Below are 19832 nucleotides of genomic sequence, written 5' to 3'. Positions count from 1 at the left end.
TTGGCCCCGGCTCCCTTCGGCAGCCACCCCTCAATAAAACTCGGCTGCCCCGTCTGCTTCACTGCCATCGCTACCCTCCAAGGCTTTGCCCTAGGGAATCACAAATGGCGAATTACGCAACAGGCCCCCTGTGGGAGAGGGCATCTCCGCTGGCTGACACAAGCTCGCTTGGGTGAGGGGTCTCTATCCTCACGAACGGCCTTGCGAGGGGAGAGGACCCCTCATCCGGCGCTTCGCGCCACCTTTTCCCACAAGGGGAGAAGGAAAGAGGGCACCGTGCTCTACGGCATACACGGCGCTCTACGCGTTCGAATATTTCCTCAGCTCCAGCCGTGCGATCTGGTTGCGGTGGACTTCATCGGGTCCGTCGGCAAGACGCAGCAAGCGCGCGGTGGCGTAGGCCTGCGTCAGGCCGAAATCGTTCGAGGTGCCGCCGCCGCCATGGGCCTGGATGGCCCAGTCGATGATCTGGCAGGCCATGTTGGGCACGGCGACCTTGATCATGGCGATCTCGGCTTTCGCCACCTTGTTGCCGACCGTGTCCATCGCATGGGCCGCATTCAGCGTCAGTAGCCGCGCCTGCTCGATCATGATGCGGGCCTCCGCGATGCGTTCCTGCGTCACCGTCTGCTCGGATACCGGCTTGCCGAAGGCAACGCGGCTGCGGACGCGGCGGCACATCTTCTCCAGCGTGCGTTCGGCGAGGCCGATCAGCCGCATGCAGTGGTGGATGCGGCCAGGGCCGAGGCGACCTTGCGCGATCTCGAAGCCGCGACCTTCGCCGAGCAGCATGTTCTCCTTCGGGACTCGCACATTGGCGAAGATAACTTCGGAAGCGCGGTCAGGCACGCCGTAGAAGCCGAACACGGGCAGGGGGCGCTTCACCTCGATGCCAGGCGTATCCATCGGCACAAGGATCATCGATTGCTGCTTGTGGCGGTCGGGATTGTCAGGGTCGGTCTTGCCCATGAAGATGCAGATCTTGCAGCGCGGGTCGGTCGCATTGGTGGTGTACCATTTGCGTCCGTTGATGACGTAGTGGTCGCCGTCGCGCACGATCGAGCTCTCGATGTTGGTCGCATCGGATGATGCGACCGCCGGCTCGGTCATGGCGAAGCAGGAGCGGATTTCACCCGCGAGCAGCGGCTTCAGCCAGCGCTCCTTGTCCTGCTCCGTCCCATAGCGTTCCAGCACCTCCATGTTGCCGGTGTCGGGCGCCGAGCAGTTGAACACTTCCGGCGCGAGATGCGAGCGACCCATCACCTCGCACAGCGGGGCATATTCGAGATTGGTGAGGCCCGCGCCGTGATTGCTCTCGGGCAGGAACAGATTCCACAGCCCCTCCGCGCGCGCCAGCGGCTTCAGCTCCTCGACGATCGGAAAGACCTTCCATGGTCCGAGCTCCTCAGCCTCGCGGTAGAAGCGCTCCTCGTTCGGATAGATGTGCCGGTCCATGAAGCTCTCGAGCCTGCGCTTGAGCTCGATGACCTTGGGCGACATCGGGTAGAGCATCTCTGGTCTCCTCGATCGAAGGCGGGAGGGTCACGCGACACGGTACTCTTTGAATCTGTCGCGCAGCGCCGATTTCAGCACCTTGCCGGTGCCGGTCATCGGGAATTCGTCGAGGAATTCGACGGCGTCCGGCAGCCACCAGCTCGCGATCTTCGGACGCATATGCTCGAGCAGTGTCTTGCCGTCGACGGTCGCGCCCTTCTTGCGGACGACGAGGAGCAGGGGGCGCTCCTGCCATTTCTCGTGGCTGATCGCGACCACGGCCGCTTGCAGCACGTCGGGGTGGGACAGGGCGATGTCCTCGAGCTGGATCGAGGAGATCCACTCGCCGCCGGACTTGATCACGTCCTTGGAACGATCGGTCAGCGTGACGTGGCCTTGTGGGTCGATCACGGCCATGTCGCCGGTGATCAGCCAGCCGTCGCGATCGAGGCCTTCCTCCAGCTTCATGTAGCCGGAGGCGACCCAGGGGCCGCGGGCGCGCAAATGGCCGACCGTCTTGCCGTCGCGCGGCAGCTCCTTTCCGGCGTCGTCGACGATGCGCAAATGCGTGCCGAAGCAGGCGCGGCCGGAGACCTGGCGGCGGTCGAATTTCTCCTTCTCGCTGAGATGCTCCGAGCCCGGCCGCAGGCCCGGCATCGAGCAGCCCAGCGCCTCGGTCATGCCCCAGGCCTGGATATAATCGACATTGTACTCGCGCTTGAGCTTCTCCACCATCGCGCGCGGCGGGGCCGAGCCCGACGACAAGGTCGCGCGCAGGGTCGAGAACCTGTTGCCGGTCCGCCCGAGCCAATCGAGCAGGATCAGCCAGAAGCTCGGCACGCCCGCCGAGAGCGTCACCTTCTCGCCCTCCAGCAATTCATAGAGCTTGTCCGGCTCGTAGTTGCGGCCGGGCAGTACGAGCTTCGATCCCGTATAGGGCGCAGTGAACGGCATGTTCCAGCCATTGCCATGGAAGAGCGGCGCCATCGGCATCATCACCTCGCGCACGCCTTCGACATGTCCCGGCAGGAAGTCGAAATTGCAGCAGGTCATCGTCTGCAGGATCGCGGCGCGGTGCGAATAGATCACGCCCTTTGGATTGCCCGTCGTGCCCGACGTGTAGCAGATCGTGGAGGCGGACTTCTCGTCGAACTCCGGCCAGGCAAAGCCGGCATCGTTCTCGCGTCCAAGAAGCTCTTCGTAACAATGCACGTTGGCGAGCTTCGTCTCCGGCATCCGTTCGCGCGAGGACATCACGACATAGGCCTCGACCGTCTTCAGCTGCGGCGCGATCGCCTCCACAATCGGCAGCGTGGCGCGATCGATGAAGAGCAGGCGGTCCTCGGCATGGTTGATAATGTAGACGAGCTGCTCGGGAAACAGCCTGGGATTGACCGTGTGCAGCACGTAGCCCATGCCCGGCGCAGCGTAGAACATCTCGAAATGCCGGTGTGTATTCCAGGCCAGCGTTCCGACGCGATCGCCTTGCTTCATGCCGAGCCGCTTCAGCGCCAGCGCCATGCGCTTGATGCGCGGATGCGCGTCGGCGTAGGTGTAGCGATGGATGTCGCCCTCGATCTCGCGTGCGACGATCTCGGCTTCGCCATGATAGTCGGCCGCATACTGGATCAGGCCGCTGATCAGCAGCGGCATGTCCATCATCAATCCCTGCATGGTTTCCCTCCGGATGGCCATGTCGTTGCATGGCGTAAGGCTCGTGATTTGCGCTCGAGGTTAGCGGAAGGTCACGCAGCGTTCACGCAAAAAACAATCAGCGTGATTGCATGCCGCGCTTTTTCGGCGCTAACGTGCGGTGAGCTGCCAACGAAGCAGCATGCGCGGGAGGAATCGAATGTCAGCGGAAAGACACAAGACCGATGCAACCGGCGCATCTACGGTCGATATTTCCGCCCTCCGTGCCCGTTATCGCGACGAGCGCGACCGCCGTCTGCGCGCCGAGGGAAAGGCGCAGTATGTCGAGGTTGCGGGCGAGTTCGGCCGTTATCTCGACGACCCCTGGGCCGATCCCGGATTTGCGCGCGCGGCCATCAACGAAGCGACCGAAGTGCTCATCGTCGGCGGTGGCTTCGGCGGCCTGCTGTGTGGCGCGCGGTTGCGCGAGGCCGGCATTGCGGATTTTCGTATCGTGGAAAAGGCCGCCGACTTCGGCGGCACCTGGTACTGGAATCGTTATCCCGGCGCCGCCTGCGATACCGAGAGCTATATCTACCTGCCGCTGCTGGAAGAGACCGGTTACATGCCGGTGCGCAAATATGCCCGGGCGCCGGAGATCTACGAGCACTCGCGCCGCATCGGCCGTCATTTCGACCTGTACGAGCGCGCGCTGTTTCAGACCGTTATCTCGCGGATGACCTGGCAGGAGCATGAGGCGCGGTGGCTGGTCGAGACCGATCGGGGCGACCAGATCCGCGCACGCTTCGTCATCCTCGCCGGCGGACCGCTGAGCCGTCCGAAGCTGCCGGGCATTGCCGGCATCGAGACGTTCAGAGGTCACAGCTTTCATACCAGTCGCTGGGATTACGGCTACACCGGCGGCAACGCGGACGGTGGCCTGACCGGTCTTGCCGGCAAGCGCGTCGGCATCATCGGCACCGGCGCAACCGCGGTGCAATGCGTGCCGCATCTCGGCCGCTCCGCCAAGGAGCTCTATGTGTTCCAGCGTACGCCGTCCGCGATCGGGGTTCGCGACGACCGTCCGACCGACCCGGCCTGGGCGCAGAGCCTCAAGCCAGGCTGGCAGCGCGAGCGCATGGACAATTTTACCGCCGTGATTTCAGGCGAGCCGTTCGAGCAGGACCTGGTGCAGGACGGCTGGACCGGCCTGCTCGGCGAGATCCTGCTGGCGCCGCGCCGGCAACCCCAGCCGGTGACCTCGCTGGAGGAGGCGCTGAAGGTGATCGAGCAGGCCGACTATCGCAAGATGGAGGAGATCCGCGCGCGCGTCGACACGGTCGTTAAGGACGAGGCGACCGCGGCTGCGCTCAAGCCCTGGTACAAGGCGTTCTGCAAGCGGCCGTGCTTCCACGACGAATATCTGGACACCTTCAACCGTCCCAACGTGCATCTCGTCGATACCGGGGGACAGGGCGTCGAACGCATCACCGAGAATGCCGTCGTCGCCGGCGGCAAGGCCTATGAGCTCGACTGCCTGATCTATGCCAGCGGCTTCGAGGTCGGCACCGATTACGCGCGCCGCATGGGCTTCGAGGTCTATGGCCGCGACGGCATGAGCCTGTCCGAGCGCTGGCAGGACGGCGTCAAGACGCTGCACGGCTTCTACAGCCGCGGCTTTCCGAACTGCTTCCTGATCGTCACCGTGCAGGCCGGCCAGAGCGCCAATTTTCCGCATATCATCGACGAGCAGTCGCAGCACATCTCCTACGTCATCAAAGAGGCGCTAGCGCGCAAGGCACGCACCCTGGAGCCGACGCTTGCCGCCGAGAATGCCTGGGTGGAGGAGGTCGTCAAGGCCGCGCTCGGTCGGCAGACCTATCTCGCCGAATGCACACCGGGCTATTACAACAACGAAGGCGTGTTCGATCCGATCGCGGCAAGAAACAGCCAATATTGGCGCGGGCCGGTGGCATTCCTGCGGCTGCTCGACAAATGGCGCAAGGAGGGCAACCTGGAAGGCCTCGAATTGTCCTATGATCAGGCCATGGAGTCGGCGCGTTCGACCGGGTAAGATTGCGTTGCCGAGCGGTACAGGACAGGAGAGGTCGGGCATGATCAGGGGCAGGGCTGTTGCGGGAGCGGTTCTTGGCGCAATGACGCTGCTCGGTTGCCTGGCATCCTCCGCCGAGGCCGCGCAATGCGGCAGCTCGCCGGCCGGCTTCGAGGCCTGGAAGCGCGAGTTCAGCGCCGAGGCGCAGGGCAAGGGCATCGGCCCCACCGCGCTGTCGGCGCTGATGCAAACGAACTATGCCAGCGCCACGATCGCGGCCGACCGCGGCCAGCGCAGCTTCTCGCTGACGCTGGACCAGTTCCTGGCCAAGCGCGGCGCCACCACCATCGTCGCCAAGGGCCGGCAGCTCAAGCAGTCGCAGGCCGCCTTGTTCGCCTCGATCGAGCAGCGCTATGGCGTCCCGCCCGGGCCGCTGATCGCGATCTGGGGCATGGAAACCGGCTTCGGCAGCCAGCGCGGCAACCAGAACATGCTGTCGTCGATTGCGACCCTCGCCTATGACTGCCGCCGTCCCGAATTCTTCACCGACCAGCTCTATGCCGCCCTGAAGCTGATCGACCGCGGTACGCTGTCGGGATCGACCCGCGGCTCCATGCATGGCGAGGTCGGCCAGACCCAGTTCATGCCCAAGAGCATTCTGGCCTACGGCACCGGCAATCTCGAAGTTGCGGCCAATGCGCTGAACTCGACCGCGAATTTCCTCAAAGCCCATGGTTGGCGCGCGGGAGCCGGGTACCAGCCGGGCGAACCGAATTTCGCCGCCATCGAGGCCTGGAATGCTGCCGGCGTCTATCAGAAGGCGATCGCGCTGATGGGCCGGCAGATCGACGAGGGCGGGCCTGCTGCGGCCTCGCGCTGAGCTTTTGCTCAGCGACGTGTGATGCGAAGGCACGAGAAAGTTGTTGCCTTCTGGAACTGACGGCACGAGGTTTGCTTTGATCAAGTTCAGGGCTGGGCATGAGGAGACTCAACATGGCTACCCAGATCGTGATGGACCAGACTGGCGATACGCGCCACGAGTTTGATCCTGGCAATGCCGAAGCGCTGGCGCGAGCCGAACGGCGCTTTCGTGAGCTGACCGGAGCGGGCTTCACCGCCGCGCTTCGAACCGGACCCGGAGAAGTGACCCGGATCCGATCGTTCGATCCGACCGCGCAGGAAACGCTGTTCTATCCCCGTCTGGTCGGCGGTTGATCTGAGCTGCTCATGATCGCGGCAGTTTGGCTCCGCGCGCCGGCGCGTGCGCGCCTGCATGCGCTGCGTGAACTCTATCGCCGCTTCTTCGGCGAGAACACGCCGGATGCGCGCGGCCGCCGGCTTCTGGCCGAATGGCTGTCACCGGCGCAGCGCGCGCAATTCGAGCAATTTCGATATTTCGACGTCGTCGGTTGCGACACCGGCCGGACCTATCGCATCCACTACGGCACAGCCGCCAACGTCCACGAGGTCGATAGTGAGGGGCGCGCGACGATGGGGTGGTGCTTCGTCCCGTCAGGCTTCTTGGTACCGGGCGACGTGATGTTGGCGCAGAAGATCGCGCTCGAGACGGACGAGAGGGGGGCGCTTGCGCTCGCCAACCGGTTTCCGCCGGCGACGCATTCCGAGCACTTCTACCGACGACCCTTCTAAGCATGATCCGGAAAAAAAGATCATGCTCAACAATAACCTGAAGCGCGATGACGATCCATCCTGATCGCATCGCGCTTTAGCGTTGAGAAGGAAGAGCGGTCAGGAATGCGTGGTGCGATAGGCGTCGAACGCATGCGCCGCAAACACGCCAATGCTGCACAGCGCGAGCAGGGCCGAGATCAGCTCGATCATAGCTCGTCCTCCCGCACCGGCTGGGCAACGAGGTTCTGGCAGCACGAATATTCGTAGATCAGGTCGAGGATGAACTGCATGTTGGCCGTCCCTGTATTTATTTTGACAACTACTTAAGCGGCCATCTGTTTCAGGCGTGTTTCGTCGCATCGGGAAAGGGGTTTCGTCAGGAACCTTGCGCTGGTTTGTGCGCTGCGGGCCCGCTATATGCCTCATGGCTCAGGCGATTTTCAGCCGTCTCTTCGGGGAGCGGCACGTCATTTTGCGAGGCAAAATCATGGCGCAGGTCGAGTGGTTCGACGATCTCACCATCGGAATGCAGTTCAAATCCCCCGAAGTCGTGGTCACCGAGGCCGACATCAAGCGCTTTGCCGCCGAGTTCGATCCGCAGCCAATGCATCTCGACCACGAGGCGGCGAAGCAGACCCTGTTCAAGGGGCTTGCTGCCTCGGGATGGCACACCGCCGCGATCGCCATGAACCTTGCGATCCAGACCCGTCCGTTCGGCCCGCATCCGCTGATCGGCGCCGGTGTGGACGGCCTGCGCTGGACCATGCCGGTGCGGCCCAACGACCGCCTGCATCTGGTCGGCGAGGTCAAGAGCCTGACGCCGTCGAAATCGAAGCCGCAAGGCATCGCGCTGGTGAAATGGACCATGTTCAACCAGAACGGCGAGGAGGTTTACACCTTCACTCCGATCGCGATCGTGCCGCGGCGGGGATAGGACGGCCGCCGGCCATTCGCCTCGCCCTCTTGCGAGCCGCCGGGAGAGGTGGTCATCTCGGCGCGGGGAACGCGCTGGAGGCCGACATGAATCGATCTCATCTTGCCGCCGGAATTCTCGCTTGCGTCTTGAGCGCAACCGCCTCGAGCTCGAGGCCCGCGCTTGCGCAACAATCCAAGGTCGGCGACTGGACCATCGAGAAGCGCGCGCAGGACACCCATTGCAATGCCAGCCGCGGCTACAAGGACAAGGATGACGAGAACCGCGACTACGTCATCGTGATCACCTATTCCGAGCAGGCGATCGTAATCGTGATGATCTACGACGGTTGGGAATGGGACAAGGTCGGCGAGATTCTCCGGGCCGATGTCGGCACCGACGACGCCGATATCATGAAGAAGGCCAAGTGGGAGGTCATGGACAAGACCACGGTGCGCGGCATCTTCGCATACGACCAGTCGATCATGGATCGCCTCGCAAAGGCCAAGCGCCTCACGCTGGATTTCGAGGACGACGAGGATGACAGCATCGAGATGCAGATCCCGCGGGCCGGCGAGGCGCTGGCGGCGCTGAAATTCTGCGAGGAGAACCGAAAGTAAGCGATCCGACCTAAAGCGCGATGCGATTAGGATGAATGGTCATCGCGCTTTAGGTTGTTGTTTGAGCATGATCTTTTCGGAAAACCGCTTCACACTTTTCCGGATCATGCTCTAGTTGATCCCGCCGCAGACGTGCCGCGGCGGGACGCCGTTCACTCGGCAGGCCCCTGGACCGGCGCCGCGCTGATGTCGCTGCCGTGATGGATCAGCGGCTTCATGCCGGTGACGGTTCTGAGCAGCACATAGAACACCGGTGTCAGGAACAGGCCGAATACGGTGACGCCGATCATGCCCGAGAACACGGCAACGCCCATCGCGCGCCGCATCTCCGAGCCCGCGCCGGTCGAGAGCACCAGCGGCAGCACGCCCATGATGAACGCCATCGACGTCATCAGGATCGGGCGTAGCCGCAAGCGGCTGGCTTCGATCGCAGCCTGGATCGGCGTGCGCCCGGCGAATTCGAGCTCGCGCGCGAATTCGACGATCAGGATCGCGTTCTTGGCGGAGAGGCCGACCAGCACGATGAGGCCGATCTGGGTGAAGACGTTGTTGTCGCCCTTGGAGATCCAGACGCCGAACATCGCGGCGAGCAAGCCCATCGGCACGATCATGATGATCGACAGCGGCAGGGTCAGGCTCTCATAGAGCGCGGCCAGCACCAGGAACACCAGCAGGATCGCCAGCGGAAACACCCAGATGCCGGAATTGCCGGCGATGAACTCCTGATAGGTCAGGTCGGTCCATTCGAAGGCAAAGCCCGGCGGCAGCACCTCCGCCGCGATCCGTGTCGCCGCTTCCTGCGCCTGGCCCGATGAAAAGCCCGGCGCGGCCGCCGCGTTGATGTCGGACGAGAGGAAGCCATTGTAGCGGATCGCGCGCTCCGGTCCCGCGCTCTGGCGGATGTTGAGCAGCGCCGACAATGGCACCATGTCGCCGGACGACGAGCGCACCTTCAACTGCCTGATGTCGTCGGCGCGGGCGCGGAACGGTGCGTCGGCCTGGACGCGGACGGAATAGGTGCGGCCGAACTTGTTGAAGTCGTTGACGTAGTAAGAGCCGAGGTAGATCTGCAGCGTGTTGAACACCTCGGTCACGGGCACGCCCAGCTGCAGCGCCTTGGTGCGGTCGATGTCGGCGAACAGCTGCGGCACGTTGACCTGGAAGCTGGAGAACACGCCGGCGATCTCCGGCGCCTTCTGCATTGCCGCCATGAAGGCGTTGGTGGCCTCATTCAGGGCGTCATAGCCGAGACCGGCGCGGTCCTCGATCTGCAGCTTGAAGCCGCCGATGGTGCCGAGGCCGTTGACGGGCGGCGGCGGGAACATGGCGATGAAGGCTTCCTGGATGCCGGCATATTTCTTGTTCAGCTCGGCCGCGATCGCGGGGCCGCTGAGCGAGGGATCCTTGCGCTCGTCGAACGGCTTCAGCGTCGAGAACACGATGCCGGCATTGGATGAGTTGGTGAAGCCGGAGATCGACAGGCCCGGGAAGGCCACCGAGCTCTCGACACCGGGCTGGGTCAGCGCGATGTCGCTCATCTTGCGGATCACCTCTTCGCTGCGGTCGAGCGTGGCGCCATCGGGCAGGCGGGCGAAGCCGACCAGATATTGCTTGTCCTGGCCCGGCACGAAGCCGCTCGGCACCTGCTGGAACAGAAATGCGGTGAGTCCGACGAGGACCACATAAAGGCCCATCACCGCGGACTTGCGCGAGATCACCTTGCCGACGCTGCCGCTGTAGTTCTCCGAAGACCGCGTGAACGCCTTGTTGAACCCGCGGAAGAACCAGCCGAGGCTCTTCTCCATGATCAGCGTCAGCCGGTCCTTCGGCTCGTTGTGGCCCTTGAGCAGCAGCGCCGACAGCGCCGGAGACAGCGTCAGCGAATTGATGGCGGAGATCACCGTCGAAATCGCGATCGTCAGCGCGAACTGCTTGTAGAACTGCCCGGTGAGGCCGGAGATGAAGGCGAGCGGCACGAACACCGCGATCAGCACCAGCGCGATCGCGATGATCGGACCCGAGACCTCGCGCATCGCCTGATAGGTGGCATCGCGCGGCGACAGACCCGCCTCGATGTTGCGCTCCACGTTCTCGACCACGACGATGGCGTCGTCGACGACGATGCCGATGGCGAGCACCAGGCCGAACAGGGTGAGCGCGTTGATCGAGAAGCCGAACACGTGCATCACGGCGAAGGTGCCGACGATCGACACCGGCACGGCCAGCAGGGGGATGATCGAGGCCCGCCAGGTCTGGAGGAACAGGATCACGACCAGCACGACCAGCGCGATCGCCTCCAAGAGCGTGTGGATCACAGCCTCGATCGAGGAGCGGACGAACTGGGTGGGGTCGTAGACGATCTGATAGGACACGCCTTCCGGCATGTTCTTCTTGATCTCCGCCATGGTGGCGCGGACGTTGTCGGAGATCTGCAGCGCGTTGGAGCCCGGCGCCTGGGAGATCGGGATTGCCACCGCATGCTTGTTGTCGAGCAGCGAGCGCAGGCCGTATTCGGACGCGCCGAGCTCGATGCGCGCGACATCGCGCAAGCGCACCACTTCGCCGCGCGTGCCGGTCTTGACCACGATGTCGCCGAACTGCTCTTCATTTGCGAGCCGGCCCTCCGCGTTGACGGAGAGCTGAAGATCGATGCCCTTGATGTTCGGGGAGGAGCCGACCACGCCGGCGGCGGCCTCGACGTTCTGCGCCTGGATCGCGCGCACGATGTCGCTTGCGGTCAGGCCGTGCTCGGCCGCCTTCTGCGGATCGACCCAGACCCGCATCGAATAGTCGCCGGCGCCATAGAGCTGGACGTCGCCGACGCCGTCGATCCGCGCCAGCCGGTCCTTGACGTTGAGCACGGCATAGTTGCGCAAATACGTCATGTCGTAGCGGCCGTTCGGCGACAACAGATGCACCACCATGGTGAGGTCGGGCGAGGACTTCTTGGTGATGATGCCGAGCTGGCGCACCACGGCCGGCAGGCGCGGCTCGGCCTGCTGCACGCGGTTCTGCACCAGCTGCGTCGCCTTGTCGGGATCGGTGCCGAGCCGGAACGTCACCGTCAGCGTCATCGCGCCGTCGGTGGTCGCCTGGCTCGACATGTAGAGCATGTTCTCGACGCCGTTGATCTGCTCCTCGATCGGGGTCGCCACTGTCTCCGCGATAACCTTGGGGTTGGCGCCGGGATAGGTCGCGCGTACCACGACGGAGGGCGGCACGACGTCCGGATATTCCGAGATCGGCATCGCGAACAGCGAGATCAGGCCGGCAAGGAAGATCAGGACCGACAGCACGCCGGCGAAAATCGGACGATCGATGAAGAACTTTGACAGATTCATAGCCTTGCCCCTGGGCAATATCCTGATGTTCTCCGGGACCTCCACTCGTCATTCCGGGCGCGCGAAGCGCGAACCCGGAATCCAGAGGTGATGTGCTCGGAGTCCAGAAACTTCGAGATTCCCGGGTGCGCAATTGCGCACCGTAGTTCGCGACTTCGTCGCGCCCCGGAATGACGTGACTTAGCGTTGCACCACGTCCTGGTTGCTGTGGTTCGACGCCTGCTGCGGCCCCCGTGCGCCCATCGCCGCCACCTCGGTCTTGAGGAGGGCGCCCGGACGCACGCGTTGCAGACCATTGACGACGATGCGGTCGCCGGACTTCAGGCCCGAGGTGACGATGCGAAGCCCATCGACGGCGCCGCCGAGCGTGACCGGCCGGTAGACGGCGCGGCTGTCGTCGCCGACTGCCATCACGAACTTCTTGTCCTGGTCGGTGCCGATCGCGCGCTCGTCGATCATCACCAGCGCCTGTTGCTTCGGCTGGCCCATGCGCACGCGCGCGAACTGGCCGGGGATGAGACGCCCATCGTCGTTGCGGAACACCGCGCGGACACGGATGGTGCCGCTCTGGCCGTTGACCTGGTTGTCGATCAGCTGGATCTTGCCCTTCGCGGACAAGCCGCCCGAGGTCGTCATCTCGACCGGGATCTGGTCGAGCTTGCCGCGTTGGCCGGAAGCATCCGCGATCGAGTTCAGTGCGCGCAGCACAACCTCTTCGTCCGCATCGAACGAGGCGTAGATCGGATTGACCGAGACCAGCGAGGTCAGCACCGGCGAGGCGGTGCCGGCGGCGACGAGATTGCCGACCGTGACCTCGATCTTGCCGACGCGGCCATCCACGGGGGCGCGCACTTCGGTGTAGTCGAGATTGAGCTTTGCAGTCTGGAGCGTTGCCTCGGCCGCCTTGACGTTGGCAATGGCCTCGCGATGGGCATTGTCGCGCTGGTCGTAGTCGCGGCGGGTGACGACGGCGTTGCCGACGAGCTGCGCGCCGCGCTCGAGCTCACTCTGGGTGAAGACAACGCGGGCTTTTGCGGCTTCGAGCTGGGCGGCAGCTTTGTCGACCTCGGCCGCATAGGGAGCGGGATCAATCTTGAACAGCACGTCGCCGGCCTTCACCAGCGCACCTTCGGTGAAGTTCGCCGACATGATCGCACCCGCAACACGCGGGCGGAGCTCGACGCGATTAATCGCCTCGAGCCGGCCGGAGAAATCGTCCCACAGCACGGTCTGCCGGGGCTCGATCATCGCGACGGTGACGGAAACGGCTTGTTCAGCCGCAGCCGCCGGTGCGGTCGCTTGCGCCGCATGAAAATAGCGGCCGGTCACGATCGAGCCGGCCGCGGCGAGGGCGCCCACGATGGCGACGCCGCCCAGAAGGCGGCGGAAACGGCCGGTGCGGGAGGTATTTTGGGAGGGGTGCATTTGCGCGCTCCAAATATGTAGTGTTCACTACAGATGTGGAGCTGGATACCGCAGTGCAAGATACTTATGTACCAATCACTAAGAAAATTGTACGCCGATACCGCGACGATTGGAAGACACAAGAAAAAGAAAGCTAGAACAAATAGATAGGATCCGGCGTTAAGCTGAGACAGAACGCCGAATCCGAGGAGACAGGCACATGGGCATGGGACGCCCCCGCGAATTCGACGCCGAAACGGCGTTGGACCAGGCGATGGAAGTGTTTTGGCGCCATGGCTATGAGGGCGCGACCATTGCCCAGCTCACGGAGGCCATGGGCATCAATCCGCCCAGTCTCTACGCCTGCTTCGGCAACAAGGAAGGCCTGCTGAAGGCTGCGCTCGACCGCTACACCAAGCTGCGCAACATCTGGATGGACGAGGTGGTCGCGGCGCCCACAGCCCGAGCCGTTGCCGAGCGCATGTTGATGGGCATCGCCGACAAGCAGACCGATCCCGCCAATCCGCCCGGCTGCCTGCTCGTGCAGGGCGGCATCGCCTGCGGCACCGGCTCCGAGAATGTCCCGTTCGAGCTCGCCGCGCGCCGCGCCCAGAACGAGGACCAGCTCCGCGACCGCTTCATCCGCGCCCGGGCCGAAGGCGATCTCAAGGAGAGCGCCGATCCGGCCGCGCTCGCGCGCTATGTCTCGGCGGTGTCGGTCGGCATGGGCGTGATGGCGTCGTCAGGCGCCGATCGCGAAGCGCTGCGGCAGGTGGCTGATGTCGCTGTGCAGGCGGTGGAGGCGCAGTCGGCGAGGGGGTAGAGACGAGTGGCAGGGCGCTGAACGACGATTTGCCCGCTCGGGAGCGAGAGAGATCGCAAGACCGCTTAGCTCAGGTCGTGAAGGTCCTTTCCAAGCGGCGGTGTCAGACGAAAGTTCGAGAACACGACTTCCAGCCCCGCCCGCTCGGGTGTGCAGGCCATCGGCCCCACAAGATAGGAGCTCGCTGCCGGAAAGGGCGCTAGACGCATGAGAGGCCAGGTCTTGCCATCGGCCGAGACTTGTAGACGAAGGACGCCGTCGGCGACTGTTGCGCGGACCCAGAAGTCCCCGGCATCATGCTCATAGGGTGCCGTTGCCCAGTCCGATCGCCCGTCGGTTAGCACGCTTGCAAGCATGGCGCGGCCGTCCGACAGTTCGATCCCGGCCTTGACCCAATGTCGCGCATCGATGCGCACCATGATGCCCGCCTGATCGTAGAGCGCCTGGAAGTCGCCCTGTACACGTAAGCTGGCGGTGAATGCCTCGCCGGTTGGAAATCCCAGGAAATGCCCGCTGTCGCGATTAAAGCCGTAGTGGGTTTCGCGCCAGAAGTCGGTGCCTTTGTCCGTCACGACCTGGACGCTATCGTCCTCTGCCGTCCATCGTTTCGGTTCGTTCAACCACACGCCGTCACTTCTGAGGAGAGTCATCTCCAACCTCGATTGCCGATGCCTGACTGCTCACGTTTCGTAGCAGCCATGGCTTCCGAGCGGTTAACGGCGTCGGCGCGAGTTTCGGATTCACGATCGGCGATCGTGCAACTTTGCGCCTGTTCTGCCCGACGTGTCAAACGGCCCTCGCTGGCAGGACTCGCACCATGCGGTGCGAAATTCTTCAATGATTCGTACTGTGCATGGGGTTGTTTTCGCATTTTTGTTTGAGCGTGCCCGGAGCCTGATCATCCAGCGCCGCGAATCGTATCGATACGGGAACCCCTAAGAGTTTCTACATACAGTTCTGGCACGTTCCGCGCGTCAATATCCGCAGCCTGCATCGTGTCTCATTGCGCGCACGAAAAGATGGGGCCTGCGGGCATCGAGGGGGCGTAAGCCATGACTGCACTTGCTTCGGACGCCGGTCGCGCCAGGAGTGGGATCGTGCCGATCCTGTTGTGCGTCGTGCCGTTCAGCCAGATTCCGCTCGATGCCTATACGCCGGGCCTGCCGCAGATGGTGGTGGATCTCACAGCTGACGCGGCCTCGATGCAGAACACCGTCACCGCTTACATGCTCGGCATGTCTCTGGCGCTGGTGCCGGTCGGTATCGCCTCGGACACCCTCGGCCGCCGCAACGTGCTGCTCGCAGGCCTGTCGGTGCTGATCGCGATGAGCATCGCCTGTGCGATGGCCACCAGCGCCTCGCTGCTGCTCGGCTTGCGCTTCCTGCAAGGCATCGGCGGCTGCACTTGTCTTGTCGTCGCCTATGCGGTCGCAGCTGATTGTTTCCGCGGCCGCGAGCTCACCGCGATCTCCGGCCTGTTAGGTGCCGCCTGGGGCCTTGCGCCGGTACTGGCGCCGGCGGCCGGCGGCTTCATCGTCGAGCTGACCTCGTGGCGCGGCGTCTTCGTCGTCATTGCCATCGCTGCGGCGATCGTTGCCACGATCGTCGCACTTCTTTTGCCCGAAACATTGCCGGCCGAGCGGCGCGCGCCGTTCGATCCGCGCCGCACTGCCGGTATCTTGCGCGATGCGCTGGTCCGCCCCGGCTTCCTTGCTTTCGTGCTGGTCTTTGCTGCCGCAGCCAGCGCGCAGCTGGCGTTCGGCGTCGTCGCGCCGTTCTTCTACCAGACCGGGCTCGGCTATTCGGCGGCCATCTACGGCCTCGTCGCACTCGGCCTTGGCGGGGTCAATCTCGCCGGCGAGCTCGGCTGCGCGCATTTCGCGCGCGTCATGCCGGCGCGCTTGCTGGGCTTCGGCGCCTTCGCGCTGTTCCTCGCCGGCTCTGCGGTCCTGAACGTAACGGGCATGACCCTAGGTCTGGATTTTACGTCGATCACGATCGGCGGCGCGCTGGTGCTCGGCGGCTGCGGCGTGCTGTGCCCGATGATGTACGGGATGGCGCTCGGCCTGTTCGAGCGCGACCACGGCCTGATCGGCGGCCTCATCAGCGCGCTCTGCTATCTCGCCGTGAGCGGTGCCATGGCGATCACGGCGGTGTTGCCCGAAGCGACGCAGGCGCCGCTCGGATGGCTCTATCTCGGGCTCTGCGCCGTCGCCGGTACGTTGCTGGCGATCTCGCTGCCCTCGGCGCGGCAGGCCACACACAGTTAAGGAAGGAAGCAAATCATGACCACGGTCGGTATTCGCGGCACGTTCTTCGATTTCGTTGACGATCCCTGGAAGCACGTCGGCAACGAGCCGGCCGCCGCGCGCTTTTACCAGGACGGCCTCATGGTCGTCACTGACGGCGTGATCAAGGCGTTCGGTCCTTATGACAAGATTGCCGCCGCCCACCCGGGCGTCGAGGTCACCCACATCAAGGACCGCATCATCGTTCCCGGCTTCATCGACGGCCACATCCATCTGCCGCAGACGCGCGTGTTAGGGGCCTATGGTGAGCAGCTCCTGCCGTGGCTCCAGAAATGGGTCTACCCGGAAGAGCTCAAATACCGGGATCGCGATTACGCGCGCGAGGGCGTGAAGCGTTTCCTCGATGCGCTGCTCGCCTCAGGCACCACCACCTGCCAGGCCTTCACGAGCTCCTCGCCTGTTTCGACCGAGGAGTTGTTCGAGGAAGCGAGCAGGCGCAACATGCGCGTCATCGCGGGCCTCACCGGGATCGATCGCAACGCGCCGGCCGACTTCATCGATACGCCGGAGAATTTCTATCGCGACAGTAAGCGGCTGATCGCGCAGTACCACAACAAGGGCCGCAATCTCTACGCCATCACGCCGCGCTTCGCCTTTGGTGCCTCGCCGGAATTGCTGAGAGCGTGTCAGCGCCTCAAGCACGAGCATCCGGACTGCTGGGTCAACACCCACATCTCCGAGAATCCGGCCGAATGCAGCGGCGTGCTGGTCGAGCATCCGGACTGCCAGGATTATCTCGGTGTCTACGAGAAGTTCGACCTGGTGGGTCCGAAATTCTCCGGCGGCCACGGCGTCTACCTCTCCAACAACGAATTTCGCCGCATGTCGAAGAAGGGCGCGGCGGTGGTGTTCTGCCCGTGCTCGAACCTGTTCCTCGGCAGTGGCCTGTTCCGCCTCGGCCGCGCCACCGATCCCGAGCATCGCGTCAAGATGTCGTTCGGCACCGATGTCGGCGGCGGCAACCGCTTCTCGATGATCTCCGTGCTCGACGACGCCTACAAGGTCGGCATGTGCAACAACACGCTGCTCGACGGCAGCATCGATCCGGCACGCAAGGACCTCGCGGAAGCCGAGCGCAACAAGCTCTCGCCCTATCGCGGCTTCTGGTCGATCACGCTCGGCGGCGCCGAAGGCCTCTACATCGACGACAAGCTCGGCAATTTCGAGCCCGGCAAGGAGGCCGATTTCGTCGCGCTCGATCCGAACGGCGGGCAGGTCGCGCAAGCCTGGCATCAATCGCTGATCGCAGACGGCGCCGGGCCGCGCACGATGGATGAGGCCGCAAGCATGCTGTTCGCCGTCATGATGGTCGGCGACGACCGCTGCGTGGACGAGACCTGGGTGATGGGCAAGCGTCTCTACAAGAAGAGCTGAGGCGGACCTCTGCCAATGAGCGCAACTCCCAATGGCCAGCCGGTCGCCCTCGTCATCCAGCGCCGCATCACTGATGACGGCTTTGCCGCGTTCGCGCGGTGGAACGGCGAGGTCGGCGAGGCGCTCAAGGCATGGCCCGGCTTCCTCAGCCAGGAGGTGGTGCCGCCGCAGCCGCCGGCGCATGTGGATTGGGTGACGATCCTGCGTTTCGCCAATGCAGCCGCGGCACGCGCCTGGCTCCAGAGCGACGTGCGGGCGCGGCTCATCGCAGAGGTGCAGCGCTTCTTCGTCGGTTCGGAAGACGTCCATATCCTGCCCGACACCGGCATCCAGCGCGACAATGCGGTCTCTGCTGTCATCTCGTTCAGGGTGCCCGACGGACTGGAGGACGCGTTTCTCAAATGGCAGCAGCGCATCCAGGCCGCGGAAGCCGAGTTCAAGGGATTCCTGCGTCACAAGATCGAGCGGCCGATTCCGGGCCTGCACGAGGAATGGATCATCATCCTGTCGTTCGACAGCGATGCCAATCTCAATGCGTGGTTGGACTCTCCAGTGCGGCAGACGTTGCTGAAGGAGGGGGAGCGCTTCAACGCCGGCATGAACGTGAAGCGGGCGAGCTATGGCTTCAATTTCTGGTTCCCGTCCGGCAAGGCGCAGGCTCCGGAGCAGAGCCCAAGCCTGATCTGGAAGAGCAACCTCATTGTGCTGCTGGTGCTCTATCCCGTGGTCTATCTCTGGGGCACTTTCATCAGCGCGCCGCTGATCGACAGTCACGGCGTGCCGGTCTGGTTGTCGCTCTTCATCGGCAATCTCGTCAGCACCCAACTGCTCGGCTGGTGGCTGGTGCCCGCCGCCTTCAGGGCGCTCGACTGGTGGGTCACGCCAAAGGCGACGATCGGTCGCCAGATTGCGGGATACGCACTCCTTGCCGTGCTCTATGCCGCGTCGATGGGCCTGTACGCGCTGCTGCTCGCGTGGCATTGGGGACGGTGAGACTGTCCACAACCGGCACGCGACGACCATGTTCGCCCTGACATTTCTCGGAACTGCCGCCAGCGTTCCCTCGGTGGAGCGCAACCATCCGGCGCTTTTGGTGGAAGCCGCGGGCAAGCGTATCCTGGTGGACTGCGGCGAGGGCACGCAGCGCCAGCTGCTGCGCAGCGGCGCCGGCTTCCGACGGCTCGACCGCATTCTGCTGACGCATGCTCATCTCGATCACGTGCTCGGCATTCCCGGCCTGTTCTCGACGCTCGGCTTGCGCCAGACCGCCGACACAATGACCATCCATGGAGGGCAGGGCACGCTCGACTTCGTCATCAACATGCTCGCGGGCCTGTGGGGCGCGGGCAGGGCGCCGATCGCAGTTGCGTTCGCGCCGCTGGCCGAAGGACAGGTCATCGATGCCGGCGACTTCACCGTCGATTGCTTTCCCGTCCGCCATCGCGACACCGACAGTTTCGGTTTCGCGTTCAGGAGTCCCGCACGCCGCCACCTCTTGTCTGATCGCCTCGCCACGCTCGGCGTTCCCGACGGTCCCTTGCGCGGAGAATTGGCTGCGGGACGACCGGTCGTGATCGGCGAGCGAACGATCGCCCCGGAGGACGTCCTGGCGCCGCCGAGCGGTGGCAGCAAGCTCGTCGTGATCGGCGACACCGAGACTACCGAAGGCCTCTCGGAATACGTGGCGGACGCCGACCTGTTGGTGATCGAAGCGACTTTCCTCGATCGCGACGCCTCGACGGCGCGCAACTATGGCCACCTCACCGCGCGCGATGCGGCTGCGTTTGCTGCCGCGAACAATATCGGCCAGCTCGTGCTCACCCATCAATCGGGCCGCTATGAGGATGACGAGGTTCTCGCGGAAGCAGCCGCGATCTTTCCGAACACTCGGATCGCGGCCGACTTCGATCGCATCGTCGTCTAGCGGGGCGTCATCCGCTGGCCCTACAGGCCCGCAGCCATACCAAGACGGCCGATGCCGGGCAGCTTGATGGCGGGGCGCCGAATGTCGAATCCAAGCACGGCGCCGAAGAAGTTGATCTCTAGACGATCGATTCCAAGAAGCCTGCGCTGGAACTGATTGAGTGTTGGCGGATTCCTCGGTTGCGGTTGGCGCAACGAGGAGCGGTTTCATGGCAGGATGGCGGCAAGCGGTCGAATTGGCGATGACCGACGATGAGATTGAAGCGCTGGCGGCTCTTTCGCGGTCGAGAACCGAACCATCGAGCCGGGTCTCG

General features: G+C 64.1%; 16 protein-coding genes and 1 pseudogene. 11 read left to right on the top strand and 6 right to left on the bottom strand.

Features of this window, described 5'->3' with window-relative positions; genetic code table 11:
- Positions 1 to 300: 300 nt before the first annotated feature.
- Positions 301 to 1512 carry an acyl-CoA dehydrogenase family protein gene (locus tag P0R31_RS38960; RefSeq protein ID WP_275520532.1) on the bottom strand — a complete coding sequence of 404 codons (1212 nt, stop codon included), beginning with the start codon at positions 1510 to 1512 and terminating at the stop codon, positions 301 to 303.
- A 30-nt stretch (positions 1513 to 1542) separates the two neighbouring features.
- Positions 1543 to 3168, bottom strand: coding sequence for a long-chain fatty acid--CoA ligase (locus tag P0R31_RS38955; protein WP_275520530.1), 1626 nt, complete (start codon positions 3166 to 3168; stop codon positions 1543 to 1545).
- A 178-nt stretch (positions 3169 to 3346) separates the two neighbouring features.
- On the opposite strand from P0R31_RS38955, the gene P0R31_RS38950 reads away from it, so the two are divergent.
- From P0R31_RS38950 to P0R31_RS38925, 6 genes are all read left to right on the top strand, one after another.
- Complete coding sequence (locus P0R31_RS38950; RefSeq protein WP_275520528.1) at positions 3347 to 5200, top strand: flavin-containing monooxygenase; 1854 nt, start codon at positions 3347 to 3349, stop codon at positions 5198 to 5200.
- A 40-nt stretch (positions 5201 to 5240) separates the two neighbouring features.
- Positions 5241 to 6059: a lytic murein transglycosylase gene (locus tag P0R31_RS38945; protein WP_275520526.1), complete on the top strand. Its 819-nt coding sequence runs from the start codon at positions 5241 to 5243 to the stop codon at positions 6057 to 6059.
- 113 nt (positions 6060 to 6172) lie between these two features.
- The gene (locus tag P0R31_RS38940; RefSeq protein WP_007592399.1) at positions 6173 to 6394 is read left to right on the top strand and encodes a hypothetical protein; all 222 of its coding nucleotides are present in this window, start codon (positions 6173 to 6175) and stop codon (positions 6392 to 6394) included.
- 12 nt (positions 6395 to 6406) lie between these two features.
- Positions 6407 to 6829, top strand: coding sequence for a hypothetical protein (locus P0R31_RS38935; RefSeq protein WP_036001255.1), 423 nt, complete (start codon positions 6407 to 6409; stop codon positions 6827 to 6829).
- Positions 6830 to 7298: 469 nt separating this feature from the next.
- Positions 7299 to 7745 carry a MaoC family dehydratase gene (locus P0R31_RS38930; protein WP_275520523.1) on the top strand — a complete coding sequence of 149 codons (447 nt, stop codon included), beginning with the start codon at positions 7299 to 7301 and terminating at the stop codon, positions 7743 to 7745.
- Positions 7746 to 7831: 86 nt separating this feature from the next.
- Entirely contained in the window at positions 7832 to 8344 is a 513-nt protein-coding gene (locus tag P0R31_RS38925) for a hypothetical protein (RefSeq protein ID WP_275520521.1), read from the top strand.
- Positions 8345 to 8496: 152 nt separating this feature from the next.
- Here P0R31_RS38925 and P0R31_RS38920 read toward each other — a convergent pair whose 3' ends face one another.
- Positions 8497 to 11685: an efflux RND transporter permease subunit gene (locus P0R31_RS38920; protein ID WP_275520519.1), complete on the bottom strand. Its 3189-nt coding sequence runs from the start codon at positions 11683 to 11685 to the stop codon at positions 8497 to 8499.
- A 180-nt stretch (positions 11686 to 11865) separates the two neighbouring features.
- Positions 11866 to 13110 (bottom strand): efflux RND transporter periplasmic adaptor subunit, encoded by a 1245-nt coding sequence (locus tag P0R31_RS38915; RefSeq protein WP_275520517.1) that lies wholly within the window; start codon positions 13108 to 13110, stop codon positions 11866 to 11868.
- 199 nt (positions 13111 to 13309) lie between these two features.
- Between P0R31_RS38915 and P0R31_RS38910 the strand changes: the two genes are divergently transcribed.
- Complete coding sequence (locus P0R31_RS38910; protein WP_275520515.1) at positions 13310 to 13912, top strand: TetR/AcrR family transcriptional regulator; 603 nt, start codon at positions 13310 to 13312, stop codon at positions 13910 to 13912.
- Positions 13913 to 13977: 65 nt separating this feature from the next.
- On the opposite strand, the gene P0R31_RS38905 is transcribed toward P0R31_RS38910, so the two are convergent.
- Positions 13978 to 14562: a DUF1349 domain-containing protein gene (locus tag P0R31_RS38905; protein ID WP_275520512.1), complete on the bottom strand. Its 585-nt coding sequence runs from the start codon at positions 14560 to 14562 to the stop codon at positions 13978 to 13980.
- Between the two features lie 402 nt (positions 14563 to 14964).
- Between P0R31_RS38905 and P0R31_RS38900 the strand changes: the two genes are divergently transcribed.
- Genes P0R31_RS38900 through rnz form a run of 4 tightly spaced genes read left to right on the top strand, consistent with a single transcriptional unit; the run spans position 14965 to position 19519 of the window.
- Positions 14965 to 16182 carry a multidrug effflux MFS transporter gene (locus tag P0R31_RS38900; RefSeq protein WP_275520510.1) on the top strand — a complete coding sequence of 406 codons (1218 nt, stop codon included), beginning with the start codon at positions 14965 to 14967 and terminating at the stop codon, positions 16180 to 16182.
- Between the two features lie 15 nt (positions 16183 to 16197).
- The gene (gene guaD, locus P0R31_RS38895) at positions 16198 to 17595 is read left to right on the top strand and encodes a guanine deaminase (protein ID WP_275520508.1); all 1398 of its coding nucleotides are present in this window, start codon (positions 16198 to 16200) and stop codon (positions 17593 to 17595) included.
- A gap of 15 nt (positions 17596 to 17610) precedes the next feature.
- Positions 17611 to 18588, top strand: coding sequence for an antibiotic biosynthesis monooxygenase (locus tag P0R31_RS38890; RefSeq protein ID WP_275520506.1), 978 nt, complete (start codon positions 17611 to 17613; stop codon positions 18586 to 18588).
- Positions 18589 to 18616: 28 nt separating this feature from the next.
- Positions 18617 to 19519 carry a ribonuclease Z gene (rnz, locus tag P0R31_RS38885; RefSeq protein ID WP_275520504.1) on the top strand — a complete coding sequence of 301 codons (903 nt, stop codon included), beginning with the start codon at positions 18617 to 18619 and terminating at the stop codon, positions 19517 to 19519.
- A 20-nt stretch (positions 19520 to 19539) separates the two neighbouring features.
- On the opposite strand, the pseudogene P0R31_RS38880 reads toward rnz, so the two are convergent.
- Positions 19540 to 19650: pseudogene (locus P0R31_RS38880) on the bottom strand (DUF3750 domain-containing protein); the annotation flags it as partial.
- Between the last annotated feature and the right edge of the window lie 182 nt (positions 19651 to 19832).

Origin of the sequence: Bradyrhizobium yuanmingense (assembly GCF_029167105.1) — a bacterium.
GTDB lineage: Bacteria > Pseudomonadota > Alphaproteobacteria > Rhizobiales > Xanthobacteraceae > Bradyrhizobium > Bradyrhizobium yuanmingense_A.
The sequence above is the reverse complement of the archived record's forward strand: the minus strand, read 5'-3'. Positions and strand labels throughout refer to the sequence as shown.

Coding starts and splice junctions, on each gene's coding strand:
- P0R31_RS38960 (WP_275520532.1), bottom strand. CDS start 1,512: ATGCTCTACCCGATGTCGCCCAAGGTCATCGAGCTCAAGCGCAGGCTC.
- P0R31_RS38955 (WP_275520530.1), bottom strand. CDS start 3,168: ATGCAGGGATTGATGATGGACATGCCGCTGCTGATCAGCGGCCTGATC.
- P0R31_RS38950 (WP_275520528.1), top strand. CDS start 3,347: ATGTCAGCGGAAAGACACAAGACCGATGCAACCGGCGCATCTACGGTC.
- P0R31_RS38945 (WP_275520526.1), top strand. CDS start 5,241: ATGATCAGGGGCAGGGCTGTTGCGGGAGCGGTTCTTGGCGCAATGACG.
- P0R31_RS38940 (WP_007592399.1), top strand. CDS start 6,173: ATGGCTACCCAGATCGTGATGGACCAGACTGGCGATACGCGCCACGAG.
- P0R31_RS38935 (WP_036001255.1), top strand. CDS start 6,407: ATGATCGCGGCAGTTTGGCTCCGCGCGCCGGCGCGTGCGCGCCTGCAT.
- P0R31_RS38930 (WP_275520523.1), top strand. CDS start 7,299: ATGGCGCAGGTCGAGTGGTTCGACGATCTCACCATCGGAATGCAGTTC.
- P0R31_RS38925 (WP_275520521.1), top strand. CDS start 7,832: ATGAATCGATCTCATCTTGCCGCCGGAATTCTCGCTTGCGTCTTGAGC.
- P0R31_RS38920 (WP_275520519.1), bottom strand. CDS start 11,685: ATGAATCTGTCAAAGTTCTTCATCGATCGTCCGATTTTCGCCGGCGTG.
- P0R31_RS38915 (WP_275520517.1), bottom strand. CDS start 13,110: ATGCACCCCTCCCAAAATACCTCCCGCACCGGCCGTTTCCGCCGCCTT.
- P0R31_RS38910 (WP_275520515.1), top strand. CDS start 13,310: ATGGGCATGGGACGCCCCCGCGAATTCGACGCCGAAACGGCGTTGGAC.
- P0R31_RS38905 (WP_275520512.1), bottom strand. CDS start 14,562: ATGACTCTCCTCAGAAGTGACGGCGTGTGGTTGAACGAACCGAAACGA.
- P0R31_RS38900 (WP_275520510.1), top strand. CDS start 14,965: ATGACTGCACTTGCTTCGGACGCCGGTCGCGCCAGGAGTGGGATCGTG.
- guaD (WP_275520508.1), top strand. CDS start 16,198: ATGACCACGGTCGGTATTCGCGGCACGTTCTTCGATTTCGTTGACGAT.
- P0R31_RS38890 (WP_275520506.1), top strand. CDS start 17,611: ATGAGCGCAACTCCCAATGGCCAGCCGGTCGCCCTCGTCATCCAGCGC.
- rnz (WP_275520504.1), top strand. CDS start 18,617: ATGTTCGCCCTGACATTTCTCGGAACTGCCGCCAGCGTTCCCTCGGTG.